The organism is Buchnera sp. (in: enterobacteria) (genome assembly GCF_056343165.1).
The window spans coordinates 22334-44640 of sequence record NZ_JBWHTS010000001.1 but is presented as its reverse complement, the minus strand read 5'-3'; the positions used below and the strand labels follow the sequence as shown (position 1 = coordinate 44640).

22 protein-coding genes and 1 tRNA gene are annotated in these 22307 nt (G+C 25.4%); 17 read left to right on the top strand and 6 right to left on the bottom strand.

What is annotated here, in order from left to right:
- Nucleotides 1-576: 576 nt before the first annotated feature.
- The 3 genes from ruvX to dnaB form a co-directional block, all read right to left on the bottom strand.
- On the bottom strand, nucleotides 577-996 hold the full coding sequence (gene ruvX / locus ACTP5B_RS00300) for a Holliday junction resolvase RuvX (RefSeq protein WP_464829003.1): 420 nt from the start codon (nucleotides 994-996) through the stop codon (nucleotides 577-579).
- A 13-nt stretch (nucleotides 997-1009) separates the two neighbouring features.
- Nucleotides 1010-1969 carry a glutathione synthase gene (gshB, locus tag ACTP5B_RS00295; RefSeq protein WP_464829001.1) on the bottom strand — a complete coding sequence of 320 codons (960 nt, stop codon included), beginning with the start codon at nucleotides 1967-1969 and terminating at the stop codon, nucleotides 1010-1012.
- 296 nt (nucleotides 1970-2265) lie between these two features.
- Nucleotides 2266-3663, bottom strand: a complete 1398-nt coding sequence (gene dnaB / locus ACTP5B_RS00290) for a replicative DNA helicase (RefSeq protein ID WP_158355303.1) — start codon at nucleotides 3661-3663, stop codon at nucleotides 2266-2268.
- 676 nt (nucleotides 3664-4339) lie between these two features.
- Here dnaB and ACTP5B_RS00285 point away from each other — a divergent pair.
- Entirely contained in the window at nucleotides 4340-4852 is a 513-nt protein-coding gene (locus tag ACTP5B_RS00285) for a single-stranded DNA-binding protein (protein ID WP_464828998.1), read from the top strand.
- A 66-nt stretch (nucleotides 4853-4918) separates the two neighbouring features.
- Here ACTP5B_RS00285 and bioH read toward each other — a convergent pair whose 3' ends face one another.
- Nucleotides 4919-5689 carry a pimeloyl-ACP methyl ester esterase BioH gene (gene bioH, locus ACTP5B_RS00280; RefSeq protein WP_464828996.1) on the bottom strand — a complete coding sequence of 257 codons (771 nt, stop codon included), beginning with the start codon at nucleotides 5687-5689 and terminating at the stop codon, nucleotides 4919-4921.
- 127 nt (nucleotides 5690-5816) lie between these two features.
- Between bioH and ACTP5B_RS00275 the strand changes: the two genes are divergently transcribed.
- The 4 genes from ACTP5B_RS00275 (at nucleotide 5817) to deoD (ending at nucleotide 11227) form a co-directional block, all read left to right on the top strand.
- Entirely contained in the window at nucleotides 5817-6395 is a 579-nt protein-coding gene (locus ACTP5B_RS00275) for an NfuA family Fe-S biogenesis protein (RefSeq protein ID WP_464828995.1), read from the top strand.
- A gap of 1209 nt (nucleotides 6396-7604) precedes the next feature.
- The gene (locus ACTP5B_RS00270) at nucleotides 7605-9197 is read left to right on the top strand and encodes a peptide chain release factor 3 (RefSeq protein ID WP_464828993.1); all 1593 of its coding nucleotides are present in this window, start codon (nucleotides 7605-7607) and stop codon (nucleotides 9195-9197) included.
- 55 nt (nucleotides 9198-9252) lie between these two features.
- Nucleotides 9253-10476: a phosphopentomutase gene (locus tag ACTP5B_RS00265; RefSeq protein ID WP_464828991.1), complete on the top strand. Its 1224-nt coding sequence runs from the start codon at nucleotides 9253-9255 to the stop codon at nucleotides 10474-10476.
- 46 nt (nucleotides 10477-10522) lie between these two features.
- Nucleotides 10523-11227, top strand: a complete 705-nt coding sequence (gene deoD, locus ACTP5B_RS00260; RefSeq protein ID WP_464828989.1) for a purine-nucleoside phosphorylase — start codon at nucleotides 10523-10525, stop codon at nucleotides 11225-11227.
- A 30-nt stretch (nucleotides 11228-11257) separates the two neighbouring features.
- On the opposite strand, the gene ACTP5B_RS00255 is transcribed toward deoD, so the two are convergent.
- Nucleotides 11258-11342: transfer RNA gene (locus tag ACTP5B_RS00255), tRNA-Ser, on the bottom strand.
- Between the two features lie 396 nt (nucleotides 11343-11738).
- On the opposite strand from ACTP5B_RS00255, the gene aroK reads away from it, so the two are divergent.
- From aroK to trpS, 5 genes are all read left to right on the top strand, one after another.
- Nucleotides 11739-12260 carry a shikimate kinase AroK gene (aroK, locus tag ACTP5B_RS00250; RefSeq protein ID WP_464828987.1) on the top strand — a complete coding sequence of 174 codons (522 nt, stop codon included), beginning with the start codon at nucleotides 11739-11741 and terminating at the stop codon, nucleotides 12258-12260.
- A gap of 38 nt (nucleotides 12261-12298) precedes the next feature.
- Nucleotides 12299-13381, top strand: a complete 1083-nt coding sequence (gene aroB, locus ACTP5B_RS00245) for a 3-dehydroquinate synthase (protein WP_464828985.1) — start codon at nucleotides 12299-12301, stop codon at nucleotides 13379-13381.
- Between the two features lie 297 nt (nucleotides 13382-13678).
- Complete coding sequence (locus ACTP5B_RS00240; RefSeq protein WP_464828983.1) at nucleotides 13679-14491, top strand: Dam family site-specific DNA-(adenine-N6)-methyltransferase; 813 nt, start codon at nucleotides 13679-13681, stop codon at nucleotides 14489-14491.
- 83 nt (nucleotides 14492-14574) lie between these two features.
- Entirely contained in the window at nucleotides 14575-15261 is a 687-nt protein-coding gene (rpe, locus tag ACTP5B_RS00235) for a ribulose-phosphate 3-epimerase (protein ID WP_464828981.1), read from the top strand.
- Nucleotides 15262-15281: 20 nt separating this feature from the next.
- Complete coding sequence (trpS, locus tag ACTP5B_RS00230; protein WP_464828979.1) at nucleotides 15282-16301, top strand: tryptophan--tRNA ligase; 1020 nt, start codon at nucleotides 15282-15284, stop codon at nucleotides 16299-16301.
- Between the two features lie 17 nt (nucleotides 16302-16318).
- Here trpS and tsgA read toward each other — a convergent pair whose 3' ends face one another.
- Nucleotides 16319-17476, bottom strand: a complete 1158-nt coding sequence (gene tsgA / locus ACTP5B_RS00225) for an MFS transporter TsgA (RefSeq protein ID WP_464828978.1) — start codon at nucleotides 17474-17476, stop codon at nucleotides 16319-16321.
- A 284-nt stretch (nucleotides 17477-17760) separates the two neighbouring features.
- Between tsgA and ACTP5B_RS00220 the strand changes: the two genes are divergently transcribed.
- The 7 genes from ACTP5B_RS00220 to rpsG all read left to right on the top strand — a co-directional run bounded on the left by ACTP5B_RS00220 (nucleotide 17761) and on the right by rpsG (nucleotide 22247).
- Complete coding sequence (locus ACTP5B_RS00220) at nucleotides 17761-18978, top strand: aspartate aminotransferase family protein (protein ID WP_464828976.1); 1218 nt, start codon at nucleotides 17761-17763, stop codon at nucleotides 18976-18978.
- 304 nt (nucleotides 18979-19282) lie between these two features.
- Nucleotides 19283-20047, top strand: coding sequence for an FKBP-type peptidyl-prolyl cis-trans isomerase (gene fkpA, locus ACTP5B_RS00215; RefSeq protein WP_464828974.1), 765 nt, complete (start codon nucleotides 19283-19285; stop codon nucleotides 20045-20047).
- 99 nt (nucleotides 20048-20146) lie between these two features.
- A complete protein-coding gene (gene tusD / locus ACTP5B_RS00210) occupies nucleotides 20147-20530 on the top strand; it encodes a sulfurtransferase complex subunit TusD (protein ID WP_464829401.1) in 384 nt (127 codons plus the stop codon).
- Nucleotides 20531-20585: 55 nt separating this feature from the next.
- A complete protein-coding gene (gene tusC, locus ACTP5B_RS00205; RefSeq protein ID WP_464828972.1) occupies nucleotides 20586-20942 on the top strand; it encodes a sulfurtransferase complex subunit TusC in 357 nt (118 codons plus the stop codon).
- Between the two features lie 11 nt (nucleotides 20943-20953).
- Complete coding sequence (gene tusB / locus ACTP5B_RS00200; protein ID WP_464828970.1) at nucleotides 20954-21241, top strand: sulfurtransferase complex subunit TusB; 288 nt, start codon at nucleotides 20954-20956, stop codon at nucleotides 21239-21241.
- Between the two features lie 120 nt (nucleotides 21242-21361).
- Nucleotides 21362-21736 (top strand): 30S ribosomal protein S12, encoded by a 375-nt coding sequence (gene rpsL, locus ACTP5B_RS00195; protein WP_464828968.1) that lies wholly within the window; start codon nucleotides 21362-21364, stop codon nucleotides 21734-21736.
- A gap of 40 nt (nucleotides 21737-21776) precedes the next feature.
- Nucleotides 21777-22247, top strand: a complete 471-nt coding sequence (gene rpsG, locus ACTP5B_RS00190) for a 30S ribosomal protein S7 (protein WP_464828966.1) — start codon at nucleotides 21777-21779, stop codon at nucleotides 22245-22247.
- Nucleotides 22248-22307: the final 60 nt, after the last annotated feature.

Genomic DNA, 22307 nt, shown 5'->3' with positions numbered 1-22307 from the left:
GTATTTTTTGAATTAGTTAAATATAATTTTTATTTTTTATATTGCATTTTGTATATCAATAATATTTTTTTATTGACGTATTATCTATAATTTTTTTAAGTGTAGATTAAGTATTAAAGCAATTTATTTTTCTAAATTTTCATATTATTCTAATACTATTTTGTTAAATATTTCAAAATTATTAAATTTATATTCAAATATGTTTTATTTAGTAAATGTTCCAGTTTTGAATTTATTTTATAAAATAGCTATTTTCAATTCAGCCGTTTGATGCTAAGAAAAGTTTTCAGCGGTTTTTTATTTTTTTAGGTTCTATTTTACTATTTATTAATAAAATGTGATGTAATATTTTTATTTTTTTTAATTGCTCGATTGTAAAATGTCTTCCTATAAATAATTTTCTCTAAAATTATTAATTCTTAAGAATATTTCCGCTTCAATAATATTGATATTTTGATTTTTCCTAACTACTATTATTTTTTAAAAAAAGATAATTTTTTATAATGTTTTGTGTTTTTTATGATTTTGTAATTTAAATAGATATTTTCGACGTTATTTTTTAAAATTTTTTAACAACTATATTGAAAAAAAATATTGGCTAAACCAACTTTCTAATATAATTACAGCAGCATAAGAATGAATTTTTTCTTGTTTTAATGCTTTAAAACCATTTTTTTCGAACATTATTGATTTAGCTTCTACAGTAGTTAAGCGTTCGTCATGCATTTTTACGACAATTTTGAATTTATATTTCAATAGATTAGCAAATTTTTCTGATTTATTAGTTATTTTTTGTTTTGTTCCATTTATATTTAATGGAAGACCTACAATAATAAATTTAGGTTGCCAGTATTGTATTAAATTGCTTACATTATTCCAATTAGGATTTCCATTTTGAGCATTTAAAACTTTTAAAGGTCTTCCTTTTTTAGTTATATTTTCCCCTACAGCTACTCCAATTTTTTTTATACCAAAATCAAATGCAATGACTATCATTTTATGATCTCTATCACAATATTTTTTTTTCAATACAATCGAACAACATTCCAGTAATCGAAATGTTTTTTTCTGATTCAATTTCACAAATACAGGTTGGACTTGTAACATTGATTTCTGTTAATTTATCGCCTATTACATCTAATCCAACAAAAATTAAGCCTTTTTTTTTCAAGATAGGAGATAAATAATTTGCTATTTTCCAATCTTTTTTATTTAATGATTGTATTTTCGCCTTCCCCCCTAAAGCTAAATTAGCTCTAGTTTCTCCAATTTGAGCAATTCTTGCCACACACCAAGGTACAATTTTACCGTCAATAATTAAAATTCTTTTATCTCCTAGTTTTATTTCTGGTAAATATTTTTGAACCATGCAATATTTTTTTTCATAATTCGTCATTGTTTCAACAATAACTGAAAAATTAGGATCATTTTTTTTTATTCTAAAGATTTTAGCTCCACCCATTTGATCTAATGGTTTTATTATAATATCTTGATTTTTTTTCCAAAACCGATGTATTTCAAAAATATTTCTTGTTACTAAAGTATCAGGAATTAAATCTGGAAACCATGATATAAACATTTTTTCATTGCAGTCTCGCAAACTCTGAGGTTTATTGATTATTAAAACACCATTTTCTTCTGCGCGTTCTAGAATATATGTTGAGTAAATAAATTCAGTATTAAATGGAGGATCTTTTCGCATAAAAATAACGTCTAATTCGCTTAAAGAAATATTTTGTTCTTGAACAAAACGATACCATTCTTCTGTATTTTTTTGTAATGTTACTAATCGAGTTCTTGCATATGAATGTCCCTTCCTTATATAAATATCATGCATTTCCATATAATGAATAGTATGATTTCTTTTTTGAGCTTCTAATAAAATAGCAAAACTTGAATCTTTTTTAATATTAATAGTGCTAATAGAATCCATTAATATTCCAATTTTTAAATTTGTTTTTTTATGCATATATCTTCTCTTATTTGATTGAGAAATTTTTTGTAATAATCTTGAATTAAATTTACAATATATTTATATTCGAATCTAAAATAATATTATTTTAATTATTTTTTTAAAAATATTAATTAATGAAATTATTTTCCTGAAAATTTTAATTTTTATAAAATTTATTTTGGTATTATTTAAATAATTTATTTAAAAAAAGAATTAATTTTTTATAATTAAATAATTAAAAAATATTTTTTGATAGCTACAATTGATATTTTATTTTTAAACTGTTTAAAAATTTTTAAAAATATTAATATTTAATCGTATTTATGACCAGAATAGTTATCAAATCTAGACCAATGTCCATTAAAAGTTAAACAAACTGTTCCAATTGGCCCATTTCTTTGTTTTCCTATTATAATTTCTGCTATCCCTTTCAGATCGCTATTTTCGTTGTAAATTTCATCACGATATATAAACATTATTAAGTCTGCATCCTGTTCTAAAGATCCTGATTCGCGTAAATCTGAATTTACTGGTCTTTTATCAGATCTTTGTTCTAAAGATCGATTTAGTTGTGATAGCGCTATTACTGGAACCTGGAGTTCTTTTGCTAAGGCTTTTAATGTTCTTGATATTTCTGCAATTTCAAGAGTACGATTTTCGGACAGGGAAGGCACTCTCATTAATTGTAAATAATCTACCATGATCAAAGTTAATCCATTATTTTCACGATAAATACGACGTGCTCTTGAACGAACTTCACTGGGAGTTAATGCTGAAGAATCATCAATATAAATATTCTTTTTTTTTAGAAGTATATTAATAGTACCAGATATACGCGCCCAATCTTCATCATTTAATTGTCCAGTGCGAATTCGTGCTTGATTAACTCTAGATAAAGATGCCAACATGCGCATCATAATTTGTTCTCCAGGCATTTCTAAGCTGAATATTAATACAGGTTTGTCATATAGCATAGCAGCATTTTCACATAAATTCATTGCAAATGTTGTTTTTCCCATTGAGGGTCTTGCTGCAATAATTATAAGTTCAGATCGCTGTAGTCCTGATGTTTTTTTATTTAAATCTTGATATCCTGTATTAATTCCTGTTACACCATCGTGAGGTGATAAAAATAATTTTTCAATACTGGCAACAGTTTCATCAAGAATTTGTTCAACATTTTTTGGTCCAGAGTCTTTTTTAAAACGTTTTTCTGCAATTTTAAATACGCTTGATTCTGCATAATCTAGCAATTCTTCACTTTTTCTGCCCTGTGTATCATACCCGGCATTAGCTATTTTATTCGCTACTAATATCATTTCTCTTACTATCGCACGTTCTCGAACTATATCAGCATATGCAGTAATATTTGCTGTGCTAGGAGTATTTTTTGATAGTTCAGCTAAATAAGAAAATCTACCGACACTTTCTAGTTTTCCTTTTTGTTCTAGAGATTCAGATAGAGTGATTAAATCTATTGGATATCCTAGATCAAGAAGTTTTTGCATTTCTTGAAATATCAATCGATGGGGTTTACTGAAAAAATCATCGGCAACTACATGTTCTGAAACACTATCCCACTGTTCGTTATCTAACATCAATCCACCTAATACTGACTGTTCCGCTTCTAAAGAATGTGGTGGAATTTTTAATCTATTGATTTGATTTAAATATAATTTATTTTTAGCCATATTTATTGCATATACCATTATTTAGTGAATCTGTATGAAATTATATCGTAATATTGCAATAATATAATATCTATGGACTAATCTATTTGCTTCATTTTTTAAAATCTTTTTTATTTCTTTTATAATTATAAATTTAAAAAATTATAAAATAAATTTTATATATTTTAATATTTTATGAAATAGTTTTATTCTTCTTTAATTTTGATCATTAAATTGAAATGTGTATAAATTTGAAATGTGTATAAATAATAAAATTTATTTATTTATTTTTACTGGAGAAATATTTATTTTTATTATTTAGATTTCATTTTTTATTTAATTTTTTTAGAAAAGAATATATTTTTAAAAATTAATTTGAAATATACTCAATGATATTAGTTTTTCTTTTTAATTTTAAAAATATAAGTATTTTAATAAAAAATTTATAGATGATTTTTTATATTGTAAAAGATAGAATATATGATTATTTATCATTAAATGTTAATTTTAAATTAATAATATAAATTATAATATCTTTTTTTTCTGAATTAATTGCAAGAAAAAATAAGTTGATACTTAAAGTATTTTAACACTTTTAAAAAATAATACAGTATTTTGTAGATTTGATTATACTCAATAAAATATTTAACATGTATAATTTCAATTTATATGTTTAAGTGTGTTTTAAAAATCACATTTAAAAAATGGAGTTTTTATGGCAAGTAGAGGCGTAAATAAAGTTATTCTTATTGGTCATTTAGGACAAGATCCTGAAGTTCGTTATATGCCTAATGGTAATGCAGTAGTAAATATGACATTAGCTACTTCAGAGAATTGGAAAGATAAAAATACCGGTGAAAATAAAGAAAAAACAGAATGGCATCGAATAGTTTTATTTGGAAAACTAGCAGAAATTGCTGGTGAATATCTTCGAAAAGGTTCTCAAGTTTATATTGAAGGATCATTGCAAACTAGAAAGTGGCAGGATCAAAATGGACTTGAACGTTATACTACAGAAGTTATTGTAAATATTGGCGGCACAATGCAAATGTTAGGTAATCGCAATTCTAATTTACAACCAATGTCAACACATGATCATAACACCAAAGTAAAAGAAAACAAAACTAATACAGTAGATTTTGATGATAATGTAGAAAAACATAATGCCAATAAAGATTTAACTCACGCTACTTCAGAAATAGATTTTGACGATGAAATTCCTTTTTGATGAATATCATTTTAAAAATTGAACACATGACAGCCCCAATTTTTTGGGGCAACTAGTTTTTAAATTTTAAAATAATTTTTTAAGTTTTGATAGTATAGAGCAAAATTTATTTTTGTGAGAAATAAATGGGGCATGACCAGCTTTTTCTATAATAACGGAATGAGTTTTTGGCCATTTTTTATCGAGTATATAAGATATATTTTTAGGAACTAAATTATCTAATGAACCATATATCCTCAGGATAGGAACTTTAATAAAAGTAATATCTAAACGCAAATCCATTAAAAAAATTATTTCTAAATTTTTTTCTAATAGTTTCAGACTTGGTCTAGGTTGAGATAGTAATATATTTTTTAATATGTTTATATCTTTAATATATTTTTTTGAACTGATTTTTTGTAGGTTTAAAAATTCACTTATTGTTTTATAATATTGTGTTTTAAGATTAAAATAAAAACGGTGTGCTGTATCTTTCGTTATTCCAGGCCAATTGTCTTTTTTTATAAAACATGGAGAAGAAGCTACACTAATTACAGATAAAGTATGTTCAGGATAAGACAATGCAAAATAACTGGCAATTAATCCACCTATAGACCATCCTAGCCAAATAGAATTTCTAGGCATATTATGATATAACACCTGAATTATTTCGTCTATTTTCATTGGGGGTAAATTTTTATTTTTTCCAGATCCAGGCAAGTCAATTAAATAAAATTTAAATAATAATTGAAGTTTTTGAACGACAAAAAACCATATTTCTGAGTTTATTCCCCATCCACTTAACACAATAATATTTATTTTCCCTGTTCCTATAGTAGTCCAGCAAAATTTTCTCATTGATTTCTCTTTTTTATAATTATTACATTTTTTAAAAAAATATTTATTTGAAGATCAAATATTTTCTGTTAATTTTGACAAATTAATGATATTATTTATTAAACAAAATTTATTATAAACAATTCTTATGATTAATATTTCTAAAAATGCCCAAAAACATTTTGTTTCACTTTTATCAAATGAACCTAAAAATACTCAAATACGTATTTTTATCGTGAATCCAGGCACACCTAGCGCAGAATGCGGTTTAGCATTTTGCTCAGAAGATGAGATAGAAAAGTCAGATATTGAATTAAATTATAATAAATTTTTTGTTTACGTTAATAGAGAAATTATTTCTTATTTAAAAGATTCAGAAATTGATCTTGTTACTGATAAACTTAGTTCTCAATTAACATTAAAAGCACCATATGCTAAAAATAATTTTTCTAAAAAAAAATGTTCTTCACTAGAAGAAAAAATAAAAAATTTTTTAAATTTAGAAATCAATCCTCAATTATCTATGCATGGAGGACAAGTTCATTTAATCAAAATAGATGAAGACCAGATAGCTACAATACAATTTAGCGGAGGTTGTAATGGATGTTCAATGATTGGATTGACTTTAAAAGAAACAGTTGAAAAAAAAATATTATCCGCTTTTCCTGAAATAAAAAAAGTATATGATGAAACACAGCATCTACATGGACAACATTCATTTTACTAATTTTTAAAATACTAACTGCAATATTTTCAACATTATCGATATTTATTATGTAATGTATTGTTATTAGAAACTAAATAGAAATTAAATAGAAACTAAATTGAAAACTAGTAAAAACTAATTTTTATTTTTATTTAAAAAATTGTTTTTTTTATTTATATATTTTAAATCAGAAAAAAAAATTATTTGAATCTTGTTCCATTTTAAAACTATAACTTTTAATTATTCCTATTTTATAAACTTATGTTATTGTATAGCCATTCATATCTATTCTACAAGATATACATTTCGTTAAATTAATTATGTTTTTTATATGTGTGGTCTAATTTTTTCAAGAACTCTCTATTTTTAGAGTGTATTTTGTTCCATATCTAATAAATTTTTTACTGTTTTATAATAAGTAATATTAAATAATTTTATTGTAAATTCGTAGTTAAACATTAATTATGATAATTATTTAAGCTGTTATTGAATGCATTTTATTTTTTAGAAAAAGATTATATGTTTATTCTAAATTCTACTAATATTTTAAAGGTTAGATAGAAGAATTAAAAGCACTAAAATTATTGAAATGTCATTTATTTATTTTATATTTCTTTAATATACTTCAAAAGAATCAAGTCGGTTATAAAAATTAACTATATTGGTGAGATAATTTTCTATTTTTTAAAAAATTTTAATGATTTTGAAGGATCCTTATAATATATTTCTAATAAAGCAACTGATTTACTAATTATCGTTAATATCTTTCTATTTTTATGAATAAAAATAAAAAAATAAAATTTTTATCAGTCATTGTATCAGTTCGATAAGAAGTAAATGAAATTATCATAATGTTTTTTTATTTTATCAGTAATTACAACTTTTTTTATTAAAATTATATTCAGAAGAACTAATCAATATTTAATATTTTAATTTTTTATTTTCAAACATATTTTCAACCATATAAAACTTTAATAGTTATTTTAAGATATCTAGAAATACGAGAATATCCGTATTTCGATTTTTATATTAATTTTCCCTTTTTATGTAAAGTATATAAATTTTTTCTTTTTTCTTAAACTCTTCTTCATTACTTTTTTAAAGTAATCATTTTAAAAATGTATTTTAATAATTTTTTTATTAGATAGATGATATTTTTTTATGTATTATATTTTTATATAAATTTTTTTATATGAATCTTTAATATTAAGTATTTTAATGAGTATATATATGTTTGATTCAAATCATGAACAGGAATTGAGCAAAAGAAGAACTTTTGCAATTATTTCCCATCCTGATGCTGGAAAAACTACTGTTACTGAAAAAATGTTATTGTTTGGAAAAGCAATTCGCACTGCTGGAACGATAAAAGGAAGAGGAAGCGGAAAATATGTTAAATCAGATTGGATGAATATTGAAAAAGAACGCGGTATTTCTGTAACAACTTCAGTTATGCAATTTACATATAAAAATATTTTAATAAATTTGTTAGATACTCCTGGTCATCAAGATTTTTCAGAAGATACATATCGCATTCTTACGGCTGTAGATTGTTGTTTAGTTGTAATTGATGCTGCTAAAGGTATAGAAGAACGAACTAAAAAACTAATAGATGTAACACGTATTCATAATACCCCTATTATTACTTTCATTAATAAGTTAGATCGTGATAGTCGAGAACCAATAGAAATTTTAGATGAAATTGAGAAAGAGTTAAAATTAAATTGCATACCTATTAATTGGCCTATTAGTTGCGGGAAAAATTTTAAAGGTATTTATCATATTTATGATAAAATAATTGATTTATATAAAAATAAATTATTTAAAAGAAAAATTTTAAATTTTTGTGATTTTTTTGATTTTTCTAATAATTTGCTAGATGAATATATTGGTAAAGAACTAGCTAAACATATTCGTCAAGAATTAGAATTAATTATCAGTATATATCCAAAATTTAACAGAGAAATATTTTTAAAAAATATTATTACTCCTGTTTTTTTTGGTAGTGCACTTAGAAATTTCGGAATTGATCATGTATTAGATAGTTTAATAAAATGGGCTCCTTCTCCATTGTATCGTCAAAGCGATAAACGCAGAGTGTATCCTCAAGAAAAAAAATTCACAGGTTTTATATTTAAAATTCAAGCTAATATGGATTTAAAACACAGAGATAGAATAGCATTTATGAGGATTGTTTCAGGGAAATATACAAAAGGAATGAAATTAAAACATGTAAGAGCAAAAAAAAATGTAACGGTTTCTGATGCTTTTAACTTTTTAGCGGGTGATAGAATATCCATACATAAAGCATATCCCGGTGATGTTATAGGTCTTCATAATCATGGAACAATTAAAATTGGTGATACCTTTACAGAGGGAGAAGAAATAAATTTTATTGGAATACCAAGTTTTGCGCCAGAAATTTTTCGTCTTATTTACTTAAAAAACCCTCTCAAAAAAAAACAATTAAAAAAAGGTTTAATTCAACTATCTGAAGAAGGAACTATTCAAGTATTCCGTCCTATTCTCAATAACAATTTGATTTTAGGTGCTATTGGAACGTTGCAATTTGATGTTGTTATTGAACGGTTAAGAATAGAATATAATATAGATGCAATATATAAAAAAGTTAATATCATTGTTGCTCGTTGGATCAGATCTAAAAATTATAATAGCATATACCAATTTAAAAAAAATCACAGCGCTAATTTAGCATATGATACTACTGATAATTTAATATATTTAGCGCCAAGTATTGCTAACTTGAATATAATTATAACTCAGAATTCTGAAATTTTTTTTGATAAAATACGAGAACAGTAATATTTCAAAAAATTAAATAATAATGATTTTTTAATTAATTTTTGGAAGTGTAATTATGAAACGAGTTTTTTTAATTGTTTTAGATTCTTTTGGCATAGGTTCTAGTCCTGATGCAAATAAATTTAATGATGTCGGTTCTGATACATTTGGACATATAGTTGAACAGTGTTTTTTAGGCCAAGCGAATGTGGGAAGAAAAGGTTTTTTAAATATTCCCAATTTAGTGAAATTGGGAATAATAAATGCATATAAAGAATCTACGGGAAAATATCCTTTAGGATTTGAGCGCAGCGCCAATATTATTGCTAGGTATGGTTTTGCCAGCGAAATTTCTTCTGGAAAAGATACTACTTCAGGACATTGGGAAATTGCAGGTGTGCCAGTTTTAGATAATTGGTTTTATTTTAAAGACAAACAAAATAGTTTTCCTGATCATTTATTAGAGAAAATTATAAATTCCGCAAAATTAACAGGTTTGATCGGAAATTGTCATGCTTCAGGAACTGATATTATAAATCGTTTGGGTCAAGAACACATTAAAACAAAAAAACCGATAATTTACACTTCATCAGATTCTGTTTTGCAAATAGCATGTCATGAATATTTTTTTGGTTTAGCTGATCTTTATAAATTATGCGAAACTATTCGTTCTATTTTAGATGAATATAAGTATAAAGTCGCAAGAGTTATTGCAAGGCCTTTCATTGGAAATAATAAATCGAGTTTTCAACGTACCGGCAATAGACGTGATTTTTCAATTAAACCTTTCTTTACAACAGTTCTAAAAAAATTAATAGATGAAAAAAAAGGACAAGTCATTGCAATTGGAAAGGTTTCTGATATTTATGGCGGAGTAGGAATAAGTAAAAAGATCAAATCTACTGGTCTTGATGAACTGTGCAATACAACAATTAGTGAAATGAAAACTGCTGTTAACAATACTATTGTTTTTACTAATTTAGTGGACTTTGACTCAAATTGGGGTCATCGTCGTGATGTTTCTGGATATGCTAAAGGTTTAGAATTTTTTGATTATAGATTATCAGAAATACTAAATTTAGTACAAAAAAAAGATTTATTAATTTTAACAGCAGATCATGGATGCGATCCAACATGGGAAGGAACAGATCATACTAGAGAAAATGTTCCTATATTAATTTATTCACCAGGTATTAAACAACATTTTTTAGGTCATCGTAAAACATTTGCTGATATAGGGCAAACTATTGCAAAGTATTTTCTGTTAACTGACATGCTCTATGGTCAAAGTATGCTTTAAAGTTTTAAGACCCGGTATTTTATATATTTTAAAAAAGGAAAAATTAGTGTCTACTCCGCATATCAATAGTAAAAAAAATGATTTTTCAGATGTAGTTCTTATGCCGGGAGATCCAGTTCGAGCAAGATATATTGCTGAAAAATATTTAAATAATTGCATTCAAATAAATAATACTCGTTTAATGTTAGCGTATACTGGATTTTATAAAGGTAGAAAAGTTTCAATAATGAGTCATGGTATTGGAATACCATCAGCTTGTCTCTATACAAGAGAATTAATTGTCGAATTTAATGTAAAAAAAATTATTCGCATAGGAACTTGTGGTGCTGTACGAGATGATATTAAGTTGCGTGACATAGTAATTAGTATGGGTGCTTCTACTGATTCAAAAATACATAGAATAGGATTTAATAATCATGATTTTTCTGCAATTGCAGATTTTAATATGATTTATAACATTTTTTTAGTTGCAAAAAAAATGAATATTCAAGTTACGATTGGTAATTTCTTCACAACAGATTCTTTTTATAATGATGATGAAAATATGCTAAATATTTTAAAAAAATATAATATTATTGGAGTTGATATGGAAACTTCAGGAATATATGGCGTAGCTGCTGAATTAAAAGTTCAAGCATTATCAATATGTACAGTATCTGATCATATAATCAATAAGGAGTCTCTTTCATCGAAAGAAAGAGAATCAAGTTTTAATGATATGATTGAACTAGCTTTAGAATCTGTTTTATAAAAAATATTTTTGAAAGTAAAAGTATATTTTTGGTGAGAAAGGGATTCGAACCCTTGATACGTTTCCATATACACGCTTTCCAGGCGTGCTCCTTAAGCCTCTCGGACATCTCACCATTATTTTAAAAAATACTGAAAATTAATTTTTATATTTTAATATAAAAAAATAAAAAACGTCAAGTTTTTACTTATTTAGATTGTATTTTAATTAAATTATATTTAATGTTTTTTTACAAATAGAAAATATCTTTTTTAAAATAAAAATAGAAAAAATTATACTGATTCTGATAGAATGTATTTTATATATTTTTTAAAAACAGTCATTTTATATTTTTGCTATGTTAATTAAAAGGATTAATTGATTAATGAACAAATAATAAAAAATATTTTTAAAATATGTATCAATCGTTAATTTAAAATAATTTTATTTTATTTTTAACGTGTGTTTATGTCCTGCTAGCAAAATATGCTGAGCATTGGTCTTATTAACGAATTATCTTAGTAATAAAAACATGGCAGAAAAACGAAATATTTTTCTAGTTGGGCCTATGGGTGCTGGGAAAAGTACTATTGGTCGTCAATTATCTCAACAACTTAACATGGATTTTTTTGATTCTGATCAAGAAATTGAAAAGCGTACTGGCGCCGATATAAGTTGGGTTTTTGACGTAGAGGGTGAAAGTGGTTTTCGTTTGAGAGAACGAAAAATTATTGATGAATTAACTACCAAACAAGGTATTGTTCTTGCTACAGGCGGAGGTTCAGTTAAATTTAAAGAAACTCGTAATTTTCTATCATCTCGTGGTATTGTCATCTATTTAGAAACAACAATTGAAAAACAATTGGCACGCACTAAAAGAGATAAAAAAAGACCATTATTACAAACTGCAACTTCAAATCGCATTATATTAGAAAATTTAGCTTATGAAAGAAATCCTTTATATGAAGAGATCGCAGATATTAGAGTTAAAACTGATGATAAAAGTGCTAAATCTGTAGCTTTTAATATAATTCGTTTATTAGAAGAAATATAAAAAACTAATAAAAGAAAAATCTATGGAGTGTAAAAATTGTGGAACGATTAAAAGTAGTGCTAGGGGAACGAAGTTATCCTATTAGTATAGGGTCTGGTATTATTCAAGAAGATAATATTTTTTGGCCCTTGAAACCAGGGGATCAAGCGATGCTGGTGACTAATAAAACACTAGCTAATCTCTTAAAAGATAAAGTCTTTTATCATTTAAGAAAATCTGGCATTAAGGTAGATCAAGTAATTTTATCAGATGGAGAGCAGTATAAAACATTAAATGAAATGGAATTAATTATTTCAGCTTTATTGGAAAAAAAGCATGCTCGTGATACTACTTTAATTGCATTAGGCGGAGGTGTAATAGGTGATTTAGCTGGTTTTGCTGCTTCTGTTTATCAAAGAGGCGTACGTTTCATTCAAATACCAACTACTCTTTTATCTCAAGTAGATGCTTCTGTTGGTGGGAAAACAGCTGTTAATCATTTACTGGGTAAGAATATGATCGGTTCTTTTTGGCAACCTTCTTCTGTAATTATTGATGTTGATTGTTTAAAGACACTTCCTTATAATGAATTAGTATCAGGTATGGCGGAAGTTATTAAATATGCTATTATTTTTGACGAAAGATTTTTTTCTTGGTTAGAAAATAATATAGAATCTGTTTTATCTTTAGATCATACCGCTATTTCTTATTGTATAAAAAAATGTTGTGAACTAAAATCACAATTAATTTCTTTAGATGAAAGAGAAAATAATTTTAGATCACTATTAAATCTTGGCCATACATATGGTCACGCTATTGAAGTACATGCAGGTTATGGAAATTGGCTTCATGGTGAAGCAATATCAGTGGGCATAGTTATAGCGGCACGCACTTCTGAATTACTAGGATATTTAAAAACAATAGATTTCCAAAGAATACTTATGTTATTAAAAAAAACTGGCTTACCTATCAAAGGACCTAAAAATATGTCTGCTGCTTCATATATTCCATATATGATGAGAGATAAAAAAGTTATTTCAGGAGAGATTAGATTAGTTTTGCCATTATCTATTGGAAAAGCAGAAATTTATAGTAATGTAGATAAAAATATTATTTTAACTGCTATTAAAAATTCCCAATAAATTTTTTTATAGCATAAAATGTTACAATTATTTTTATGAAATAATATAATTCTTAATTATTTTGTGCTCTTATAGTTTTATTCTTTAAAAAAAAATTGTATATTCTGTGTTTTTAATTTAAAAGTCATATTAAGCATAAAAAAATATTTCTTTAAAATTTAGTTATTTTTGAATAAAGTCTTTAAAAATATTTTATAATTAATATATTTTAAATTATAAAAATAAAACTATAGAGAGTAAAAACAATATTTTAAAAAATATTTATACCTTAAATTTAAATAAAAATACAGATATTTTATGAAAAAAAAACGCTCTTTTTTAAAGTGGGCAGGAGGAAAATATTTAGTATTAGATCATATTCTTAAAATTCTTCCAGAAAGAAAATGTTTAATTGAACCATTTGTAGGAGCGGGATCAGTATTTTTAAATACTAACTATAATAGTTATATTTTAGCAGATATTAATAGTGATTTGATTAATTTATTTAATATTGTTAAAACCCGTTTTTTAGATTTTATCGATGACGCGCAATGTTTTTTTACCCCTCGTACTAATACATTAGATTTTTATTCTATACATCGTACTATGTTTAATAATAGTTCTAATAATTATCAAAAAGCACTAATTTTTTTATATTTAAATAGACATTGCTATAACGGATTATGTCGATATAATTTAAAAGGAGAGTTTAATGTTCCTTTCGGGAATTATAAAAGACCATATTTTCCACAAAAAGAATTATATCAATTTTCTGAACACGCTCAAAAAGCAGTTTTTATCTGTTCTTCTTATAATATTACATTAAAAAAAATTAATACTGATTGTGTAGTATACTGTGATCCACCTTATTTACCTTTGTCTAAAACTTCAAATTTCACTAGATATTATATTAATCATTTTGATTTCTATGAACATAAAAAATTAGTATGTCTCATTGAATCTATTTTTAAAAAAAAATCAATTCCTTTTTTAGTGTCAAATCAAGATATTTTATTAACACGTTTATTATATCAAAAAGCTTTTTTATATTTTATAAGTTCCAAACGTTCTATTAGTTGTACTGCTAATAGTCGAAAAAAATTTAATGAATTATTAGCGTTATACAATTAAGATTATTATATTTTGAGATTACATTATCAATAATCAATAAAAATTATAATAAATTCATTTAAATTGAAGATAGGAAAATTAAGATGAAAAATTTTTTTTTAGCCCCATCAATTTTGTCTGCTGATTTTGCACGTTTAGGAGAAGATACAAAAAAAGCAATAGACGCAGGAAGTGATTTAATACATTTTGATGTAATGGATAATCATTATGTGCCTAATTTAACGATGGGCCCTATGATTTTAGAATCATTGCGTAATTATAATATCACAGTACCAATCGACGTTCATTTAATGGTAAAACCTGTAGATAATTTAATTCCGCAATTTGCTAAAGCAGGAGCAACATTTATTACTTTTCATCCAGAAGCGACGCTTCATATTGAACGAACATTGCATTTGATTAAAGAACATGGATGTAAAGTTGGACTGGCATTTAATCCAGCTACACCACTTAGTTTTCTTGATTATGTATTAGAAAAATTAGATTTAATTTTATTGATGTCAGTTAATCCTGGATTTGGAAATCAGTCTTTTTTACCGTCAACTTTTAATAAGTTGCGTGAAGTTAGAAAAATTATTGATTCTAATTTTCCTGATATTCTTTTAGAAGTAGATGGCGGAGTCAAATTAGACAATATTGCTGATATTGCATGTTCAGGAGCAAATGTTTTTGTAATTGGTTCTGGATTATTTCAGTATTCTAATTATGAACTTATTATTAAAAAAATTAGAACAGAATTACAACATTCTTATTCTAGATCCATTCATTAATATTTTATTTGGGATGTAAAATGATTTTTTCTAAACCCATTTTGTTTAGCGCCGTTCAGCCTTCTGGAAACTTAACGATTGGAAATTATATAGGAACAATGCGTCATTGGTCTAAAATGCAAGATAATTATGAATGCATCTATTGTATTGCCGATCTCCATGCACTAACTATGCAAGAAAATAAAATCGATTTAAAAAAATCTATATTTGACACATTATCTTTTTATTTGGCTTGTGGAGTAGATCCCCAAAAAAGTATTATTTTTATCCAATCTCATGTCTATCAGCATAGTCAGCTAAATTGGATTTTGAATTGTTTCAGTCAATTCTCTGAATTGTTACGTATGACACAATTTAAGATAAAAAGAGATATGAAAAAAAATTGCATAAAAAAAACTAATGCAGCTTTATTTAATTATCCTATTTTAATGGCTGCAGATATTTTATTATATCAAACTAATTTTGTTCCAGTAGGACGTGATCAAAAACAACATGTAGAACTGACACGAAATATAGCTGATCGTTTTAATAGTTTGTATGGAAAAATATTAACATTACCTCAACCATTAATTACTCAATATGGCTCTAAAATTATGTCTTTATTAGAGCCAAGTAAAAAAATGTCTAAATCTGATATTAATAAAAATAATGTTATTTTTTTATTAGATGATATTCCGACTATTGTATCAAAAATACAATATGCTCTTACTGATTCAGAAATACCATCTAGAATATATTATGATATAGAAAAAAAACCAGGAATTTCAAATTTATTAGAAATTCTTTCTGCTATTACAAAAAAAGATATTGATATTTTGATAAAAGAATTAGAAGGTATAATGTATTTAGAATTTAAAAATATTGTAGCAGATTGCTTATCTAAATTTTTATCTAAATTACAAAAATCTTATAAGGATTATCGTCATGATGAATCTTATTTAAAAAAAATAGCATATGAAGGAGCAATTAAATCTCAATTAAAATCTGAAAAAACTTTAAAAAATATACATGATAAATTGGGATTGATTCCATTTTTTTAAATACAAAAAGAATTTTTTCATTTTATTATTTTATTTAAATAGGTTAAAATAGATAAAAGAAATACTAGAGCATATAATATATTTGAACTAATTAAAGTTATATATAATCCCCTTGTTTCTACTATAGGACTAGTTACAATAAATGTAAGTAAAGTTCCAATCGTGCCGAATAATAAAACTAAATTTATTAATTTTGGAGAAGGTTTTTTTGTTTGTAAAGATGCTAAAGTTATGATTATAGTATAAATAGCACTAGAGAAAAAACCTAAACTAATAATTATATATTGTTGGTTTAAAAAAATCTTACTATGAATAAAAAAATACATAAGAATAGTAGAAATACCTGAAAGAAATATAAAAATACGATATAAATTAAAAAATTTAATTATAAAGCTAAAAAACCACATTCCTATCATGTAAGACATCCAGAAACTACTGACTAAAGTACCAGTTTTTTTTATATCAACATTCATGATTTCAGTAGCATACTGCGGCACCCAAGAAATAAATCCTAATTGCCCTAATATATAAAGGAGTGCTGAAATTGATAGTAAAACTACATTAAAGTTCCATTTTTCTTTTATTTCTTTAACATTTTTTATCTCGTTTTTTAATTGTATGAAACTTAAATTAATTGTTAGAAGAAAAATTAATAAATAAATTACTCCTATACATATATAAGTCCAATACCAAATAATTTTTTTTTCTAAAAGATAAGCCGTAATAATTGGGAATATCATGCCAGACATACTAAAAAAAGAGTCAGTTAATAATAACTGTGATCCTCTTTTTGATCCTGAATACAGATGAGTAATAATAAATGTGCCAATTGACATAGTAATTCCACTTACTAAACCAAGTATAAACATATTTATTGAAAATAAAAATATACTATTACAGAAAACTATGCCGATTAAAGCTATAATAGTCAGTACAAATCCAAATATTAGTTGTTTTTTTAATGATACGATTTCTATCAACCAAGAATTAATAAAAATTGATATCAATATTCCTGCGTTTAAAAAAGTAAATGTATTACTCATCTGAGATACAGATAAATGAAAATAATCAGAAATGTTTCCCATAATCATACCTGTGACAACAATTAGCGCACCGGTAAATGCATATGATAAAAAACTAATCCACGTGAGTCCTATTCGATTTATATCTTTCATTTTTATTACCTTTTTATAAATTTTAATAAAAATACAATTAAATATATTATATTTTTTTATATTTTTAATATATCCTACGATATCATGTGATAATTCAATTTAAAATCTATATGATAATTTAATTGTTATTTTATCTTTTAATTTTTTTTTAAGATTAATAATGTTTCAAATTTTACTAACAAAATAAGTTTAATTTTAATAAAATATAATGTATATTCCATTTTAAAAGTTTTATATATTTCTTAATAATTTTTTATTTCCACAAGTATATTTTAGGCAATTCAATGATGTCAAAAAAAATGTTAATTACACGAGATACTTTTGATAAGTTGATTTTACCTGTATATAATCCGGTTTCTTTTGTTCCTGTAAAAGGAAAAGGCAGTCGTATTTGGGATCAAACAGGAAAAGAATATATTGATTTTTCTGGAGGCATTGCAGTAACATCATTAGGACATTGTCATCCTGTATTAAATAGAACATTAAAAAATCAAAGCAAAAATTTATGGCATGTCAGTAATATCTTTACTAATGAACCAGCCCTTAGACTAGCTAAAAAATTAGTTGATTCTAGTTTTGCATCACGAGTGTTTTTTGCAAATTCCGGTGCAGAAGCCAATGAATCTGCTTTCAAGTTAGCACGTTATTACTCATCTAAAATATATAACATTAAAAAAAATAGAATCATTTCTTTTTATAACTCTTTTCACGGACGTACATTTTTTACTGTTTCTGTTGGAGGGCAATCAAAGTACTCTGATAATTTTGGTCCAAAACCCTCAGGAATAATACATGTTTCATTTAATGATATTAATACTGTGAAAAATATAATTAATGAAGATGTGTGTGCAATAGTTCTAGAACTCATTCAAGGAGAAGGTGGGGTAATACCAGCAAATCTTGATTTTGTAAAAGAATTAAGAGAGTTATGTGATAAATATAATGCACTTCTAATTTTCGATGAAATACAAACTGGAATAGGTAGAACTGGAAAATTATTTTCTTATCAACATTATGGTGTTATACCCGATATTTTAACTCTTGCAAAATCTTTAGGCGGGGGGTTTCCAATAAGTGCGATGTTAACGACAGATAAAGTTGCATCGGCAATGCAGACTGGAATTCATGGTACTACTTATGGCGGGAATCCACTTGCTTGTGCAGTAGCAGAATCTGTTTTTGACATTATCAATACAAAAAAAGTTTTATCCGGAGTTAATAAAAAATATCAAATAATAATATCGGAATTAAATGTCATTAACAAACGTTTTAAATTTTTTACAGAAATAAGAGGTAAAGGACTTTTAATCGGTATTGTATTAAAACCAAATATTTCATATAAAATAAATGAAATATTGAATCTTTCGTTTTTAGAAGGTGTGATTTTTCTTACAGCGGGTAATAATGTTATTCGTTTAGCACCTTCATTAATTATTAGTGAATATGATATTATCGAAGGTATGAAACGTTTTTATCATGCTTTAGAAAAATGTTTACTATAAAGATATAATTCTTTTTATAATTACTTTTGTAAATTTGATACGTTTTAAAAATAAAAAATTTTTTATAAAAATTAATAATATTTTCTAATAAAATTTTTATAAAATTATTCTTTTAGAAAACAATTGATGCATTTTTTATAGTTTTATTTAAAAATTTATTTTTTAAAAAACCTGAAAAATAATATTAAAATACATTAATTTAAATTTTTTTAGGCAAAAAATTTAATTTTTATTATTTTTCCTATACTTTAAGAAAATATATTTAAACAAAATATGTAATATTTTATTTTCTTTGGAGTCATAAATGATTTTTTTTCTTCTAAAAAGAGTTATATTATTATTTATAATATTATACATTCCAAAATCTTTTTCGGCATCAGAACTTGCATCTGATGTATATTTTCAAGCTTGTTCAAAAAAAAACAATACTTTTCAAAATAATAATGAAAAATTAGGTTATGTTTTAGGTGTGTCGTTAGGTAATTATGTCAATCAATCTTTTGAAAAACAAGAAAAAATGGGGCTTAAACTAGATAAAAATAATTTTTTAAAAGGAGTACAAGATGCGATTTCTGGTAATTTGAAACTTTCGCATCAAGAAATCTCTTTAATTCTTAAAGAACTCGAAGAAAAATTAGAGAATGCGACTAGAATTCAATTTGAAAAAAATATAAAAGAAAATTTTATTCAAGGAAAATTATATATGAAAAATTTTTCTAATCTAGAAGGTGTAAAGAAAACAACTAGTGGTCTTTTATATCTTATAGAACGAGAAGGAAAAGGTGATAAATTAACAAACAATACAAAAATTACTGTGCATTATAAAGGGATGTTAATTAATGGTACTGAATTTGATAATTCTTATAAAAGAGGTGAACCTATATCATTGATTTTGAAAGATGTTATATTAGGTTGGCAAGAAGGTTTAAAATATATTAAAAAAGGTGGTAAGATCAAATTAGTAATACCTCCTAATTTAGCATATGGAGAACAAGGAGTTAATGGTATTCCAGGCAATTCTACTCTAGTTTTTGAAATAGAATTATTAGATGCTGTTAATACTTTATAGTGTATTTATCTTGATCATTAATTTTCAAAACATGATATAATTAAAGATGTTTTAAAAATATTGTAGTGTAAAATTTTAACAATGAATTATACAGAAAGAATGAATTATACAGTATTAGTAACTGGTGCTCCTTACGGAACACAAAATTCCAGCACTGCTTTTTTGTTTTGTCAAGCTTTATTGAAAACAAAAAATACGTTGTATAGTGTTTTCTTTTATTGTGATGGAGTACTGAATGCTAACACCATGACTACACCGGCAATTGATGAGTTTAATTTAATCAAGGCTTGGCAACAACTGAACGAACATCAAGTAAAGTTATACGTTTGTAATAGTGCAGCGTTAAGAAGAGGTGTTGTAGAAGATGAAAATCTGCATAATATGAACATTAAAAAAGGAAATCTAGCATTATTTTTTCAATTAAGTAGTTTAATAGAATTAGCTAATTCTATGAAAATATGTGATCGCATAATACAATTTTAATTCGATATAATTTTTAATTTGATATCATTATTACTAATTAAGTGTCATTATCAAAATGAAGATGATTGCTTTTGTTTTTTCTCATGCTCCACATGGAACTAGTTTTGGAAGAGAAGGTTTAGATGCTATTTTTAGCATTTCATTGATCTTTAAAAAAATAAGTTTATTTTTTATTGGTGATGGTGTTTTGCAATTGATTAAAAGTTATAAATCAGAAAACATTTTAGCTCGTGATTATACGTCTTCTTTTTCTATACTCTCTTTTTATAATATAAAAGATTTTTATTGTTGTAAAGCATCATTAATTGAAAGAGGATTAAATAATAATAAATTTATATTAAATATAGAGATATTAGATTCGCATATTTTACGTTTAAAATTGGATGATTATGATGCGATTATTAATTTTTAAGGTTTATAAATATGTTGCATACTTTAATGAAATCTCCCTTTAAAACCAATATTTCTCTTGTTATAAGCATGTTAAAAAAATCAGATGACTTTTTAGCTCTTCAAGATGGAGTGTTAATTGCATTAAAAAACAATATTTTTTTAAAGCGTATAATTATGTCTTCAGTAAAATTATATCTCATAAAAGAAGATGTTTATGCTCGAGGGATTCAAAAAAATATTTCTACAAAATTTATTTTAATAAGTTACATGCACTTCGTTTCATTAACACTTAAACATAAGAAACAAATGACTTGGTAAAATACTAAGTTATATTTAATTTAAACCCAATCCTAAAATTCTTCATGATAATAGAAAATATTTTTTATTTATATTATTTTGATATTTTCAGCAAATCAATTGAAATAGTAGGAGTTTTTTATGGCCACAGTGAATCAATTGGTCCGTAAACCCCGTGTTCGAAAAGTTGTTAAAAGTAATGTCCCAGCATTAGGGAAAAGTCCTCAAAAAAGAGGTGTTTGTACTAGAGTTTATACTACTACACCTAAAAAACCTAATTCAGCTTTACGTAAAGTATGTCGTGTTAGACTAACTAATGGTTTTGAAGTGACTGCTTATATTGGAGGCGAAGGTCATAATTTGCAAGAACATTCTGTTATTTTAATACGTGGAGGGCGTGTTAAAGATTTACCTGGAGTTCGATATCATATTGTTAGAGGTTCGTTAGATTGTGCTGGAGTTAAAGAACGTAAGAAAGGTCGTTCTAAATACGGTGTTAAAAAACCAAAAGCATAAAAAGTATCATTAATATATTTTACATTCAATGGAGTTTTCTATGCCACGTCGTCGTATTATTAGCGCTCGAAAAATTTTACCAGATCCAAAGTTTTCTTCAGAATTATTAGCTAAATTTATTAACATTCTTATGGTCGATGGTAAAAAATCTATTGCTGAAGCTATTGTTTATAATGCATTAAAAAACTTGTCTCAACGTACAGATAAAAAAGAATTAGAAGCGTTTGAGATGGCTCTAGAACATGTACGTCCAACAGTAGAAGTTAAATCTCGTCGAGTAGGTGGATCAACATATCAGGTGCCTGTTGAAGTTCGTCCAGTACGACGCAATGCTTTAGCTATGCGTTGGATTGTAGAATCTGCTCGTAAGCGCGCTGATAAATCTATGTCTTTGCGTTTATCGAATGAACTTTATGATGCTTTAGAAAATAAAGGTACAGCAGTTAAAAAAAGAGAGGAAGTACATCGGATGGCAGAAGCTAATAAAGCTTTTGCTCATTATCGTTGGTAATATTTTAAAAGTTTAAGTTTTTTTGTGTTACTTATAAATTATATTGAGGCAATTATCTCA

What these genes read in the sequence shown, in the direction of transcription:
- tusC (WP_464828972.1), top strand. Translation starts at nt 20,586, where the DNA reads ATGAAGATGATTGCTTTTGTTTTTTCTCATGCTCCACATGGAACTAGT.
- bioH (WP_464828996.1), bottom strand. Translation starts at nt 5,689, where the DNA reads ATGAGAAAATTTTGCTGGACTACTATAGGAACAGGGAAAATAAATATT.
- rpsL (WP_464828968.1), top strand. Translation starts at nt 21,362, where the DNA reads ATGGCCACAGTGAATCAATTGGTCCGTAAACCCCGTGTTCGAAAAGTT.
- ACTP5B_RS00275 (WP_464828995.1), top strand. Translation starts at nt 5,817, where the DNA reads ATGATTAATATTTCTAAAAATGCCCAAAAACATTTTGTTTCACTTTTA.
- ACTP5B_RS00240 (WP_464828983.1), top strand. Translation starts at nt 13,679, where the DNA reads ATGAAAAAAAAACGCTCTTTTTTAAAGTGGGCAGGAGGAAAATATTTA.
- trpS (WP_464828979.1), top strand. Translation starts at nt 15,282, where the DNA reads ATGATTTTTTCTAAACCCATTTTGTTTAGCGCCGTTCAGCCTTCTGGA.
- dnaB (WP_158355303.1), bottom strand. Translation starts at nt 3,663, where the DNA reads ATGGTATATGCAATAAATATGGCTAAAAATAAATTATATTTAAATCAA.
- rpe (WP_464828981.1), top strand. Translation starts at nt 14,575, where the DNA reads ATGAAAAATTTTTTTTTAGCCCCATCAATTTTGTCTGCTGATTTTGCA.
- ruvX (WP_464829003.1), bottom strand. Translation starts at nt 996, where the DNA reads ATGATAGTCATTGCATTTGATTTTGGTATAAAAAAAATTGGAGTAGCT.
- ACTP5B_RS00220 (WP_464828976.1), top strand. Translation starts at nt 17,761, where the DNA reads ATGATGTCAAAAAAAATGTTAATTACACGAGATACTTTTGATAAGTTG.
- ACTP5B_RS00270 (WP_464828993.1), top strand. Translation starts at nt 7,605, where the DNA reads ATGTTTGATTCAAATCATGAACAGGAATTGAGCAAAAGAAGAACTTTT.
- tsgA (WP_464828978.1), bottom strand. Translation starts at nt 17,476, where the DNA reads ATGAAAGATATAAATCGAATAGGACTCACGTGGATTAGTTTTTTATCA.
- rpsG (WP_464828966.1), top strand. Translation starts at nt 21,777, where the DNA reads ATGCCACGTCGTCGTATTATTAGCGCTCGAAAAATTTTACCAGATCCA.
- tusB (WP_464828970.1), top strand. Translation starts at nt 20,954, where the DNA reads ATGTTGCATACTTTAATGAAATCTCCCTTTAAAACCAATATTTCTCTT.
- ACTP5B_RS00285 (WP_464828998.1), top strand. Translation starts at nt 4,340, where the DNA reads ATGGCAAGTAGAGGCGTAAATAAAGTTATTCTTATTGGTCATTTAGGA.
- aroK (WP_464828987.1), top strand. Translation starts at nt 11,739, where the DNA reads ATGGCAGAAAAACGAAATATTTTTCTAGTTGGGCCTATGGGTGCTGGG.
- ACTP5B_RS00265 (WP_464828991.1), top strand. Translation starts at nt 9,253, where the DNA reads ATGAAACGAGTTTTTTTAATTGTTTTAGATTCTTTTGGCATAGGTTCT.
- gshB (WP_464829001.1), bottom strand. Translation starts at nt 1,969, where the DNA reads ATGCATAAAAAAACAAATTTAAAAATTGGAATATTAATGGATTCTATT.
- tusD (WP_464829401.1), top strand. Translation starts at nt 20,147, where the DNA reads ATGAATTATACAGTATTAGTAACTGGTGCTCCTTACGGAACACAAAAT.
- fkpA (WP_464828974.1), top strand. Translation starts at nt 19,283, where the DNA reads ATGATTTTTTTTCTTCTAAAAAGAGTTATATTATTATTTATAATATTA.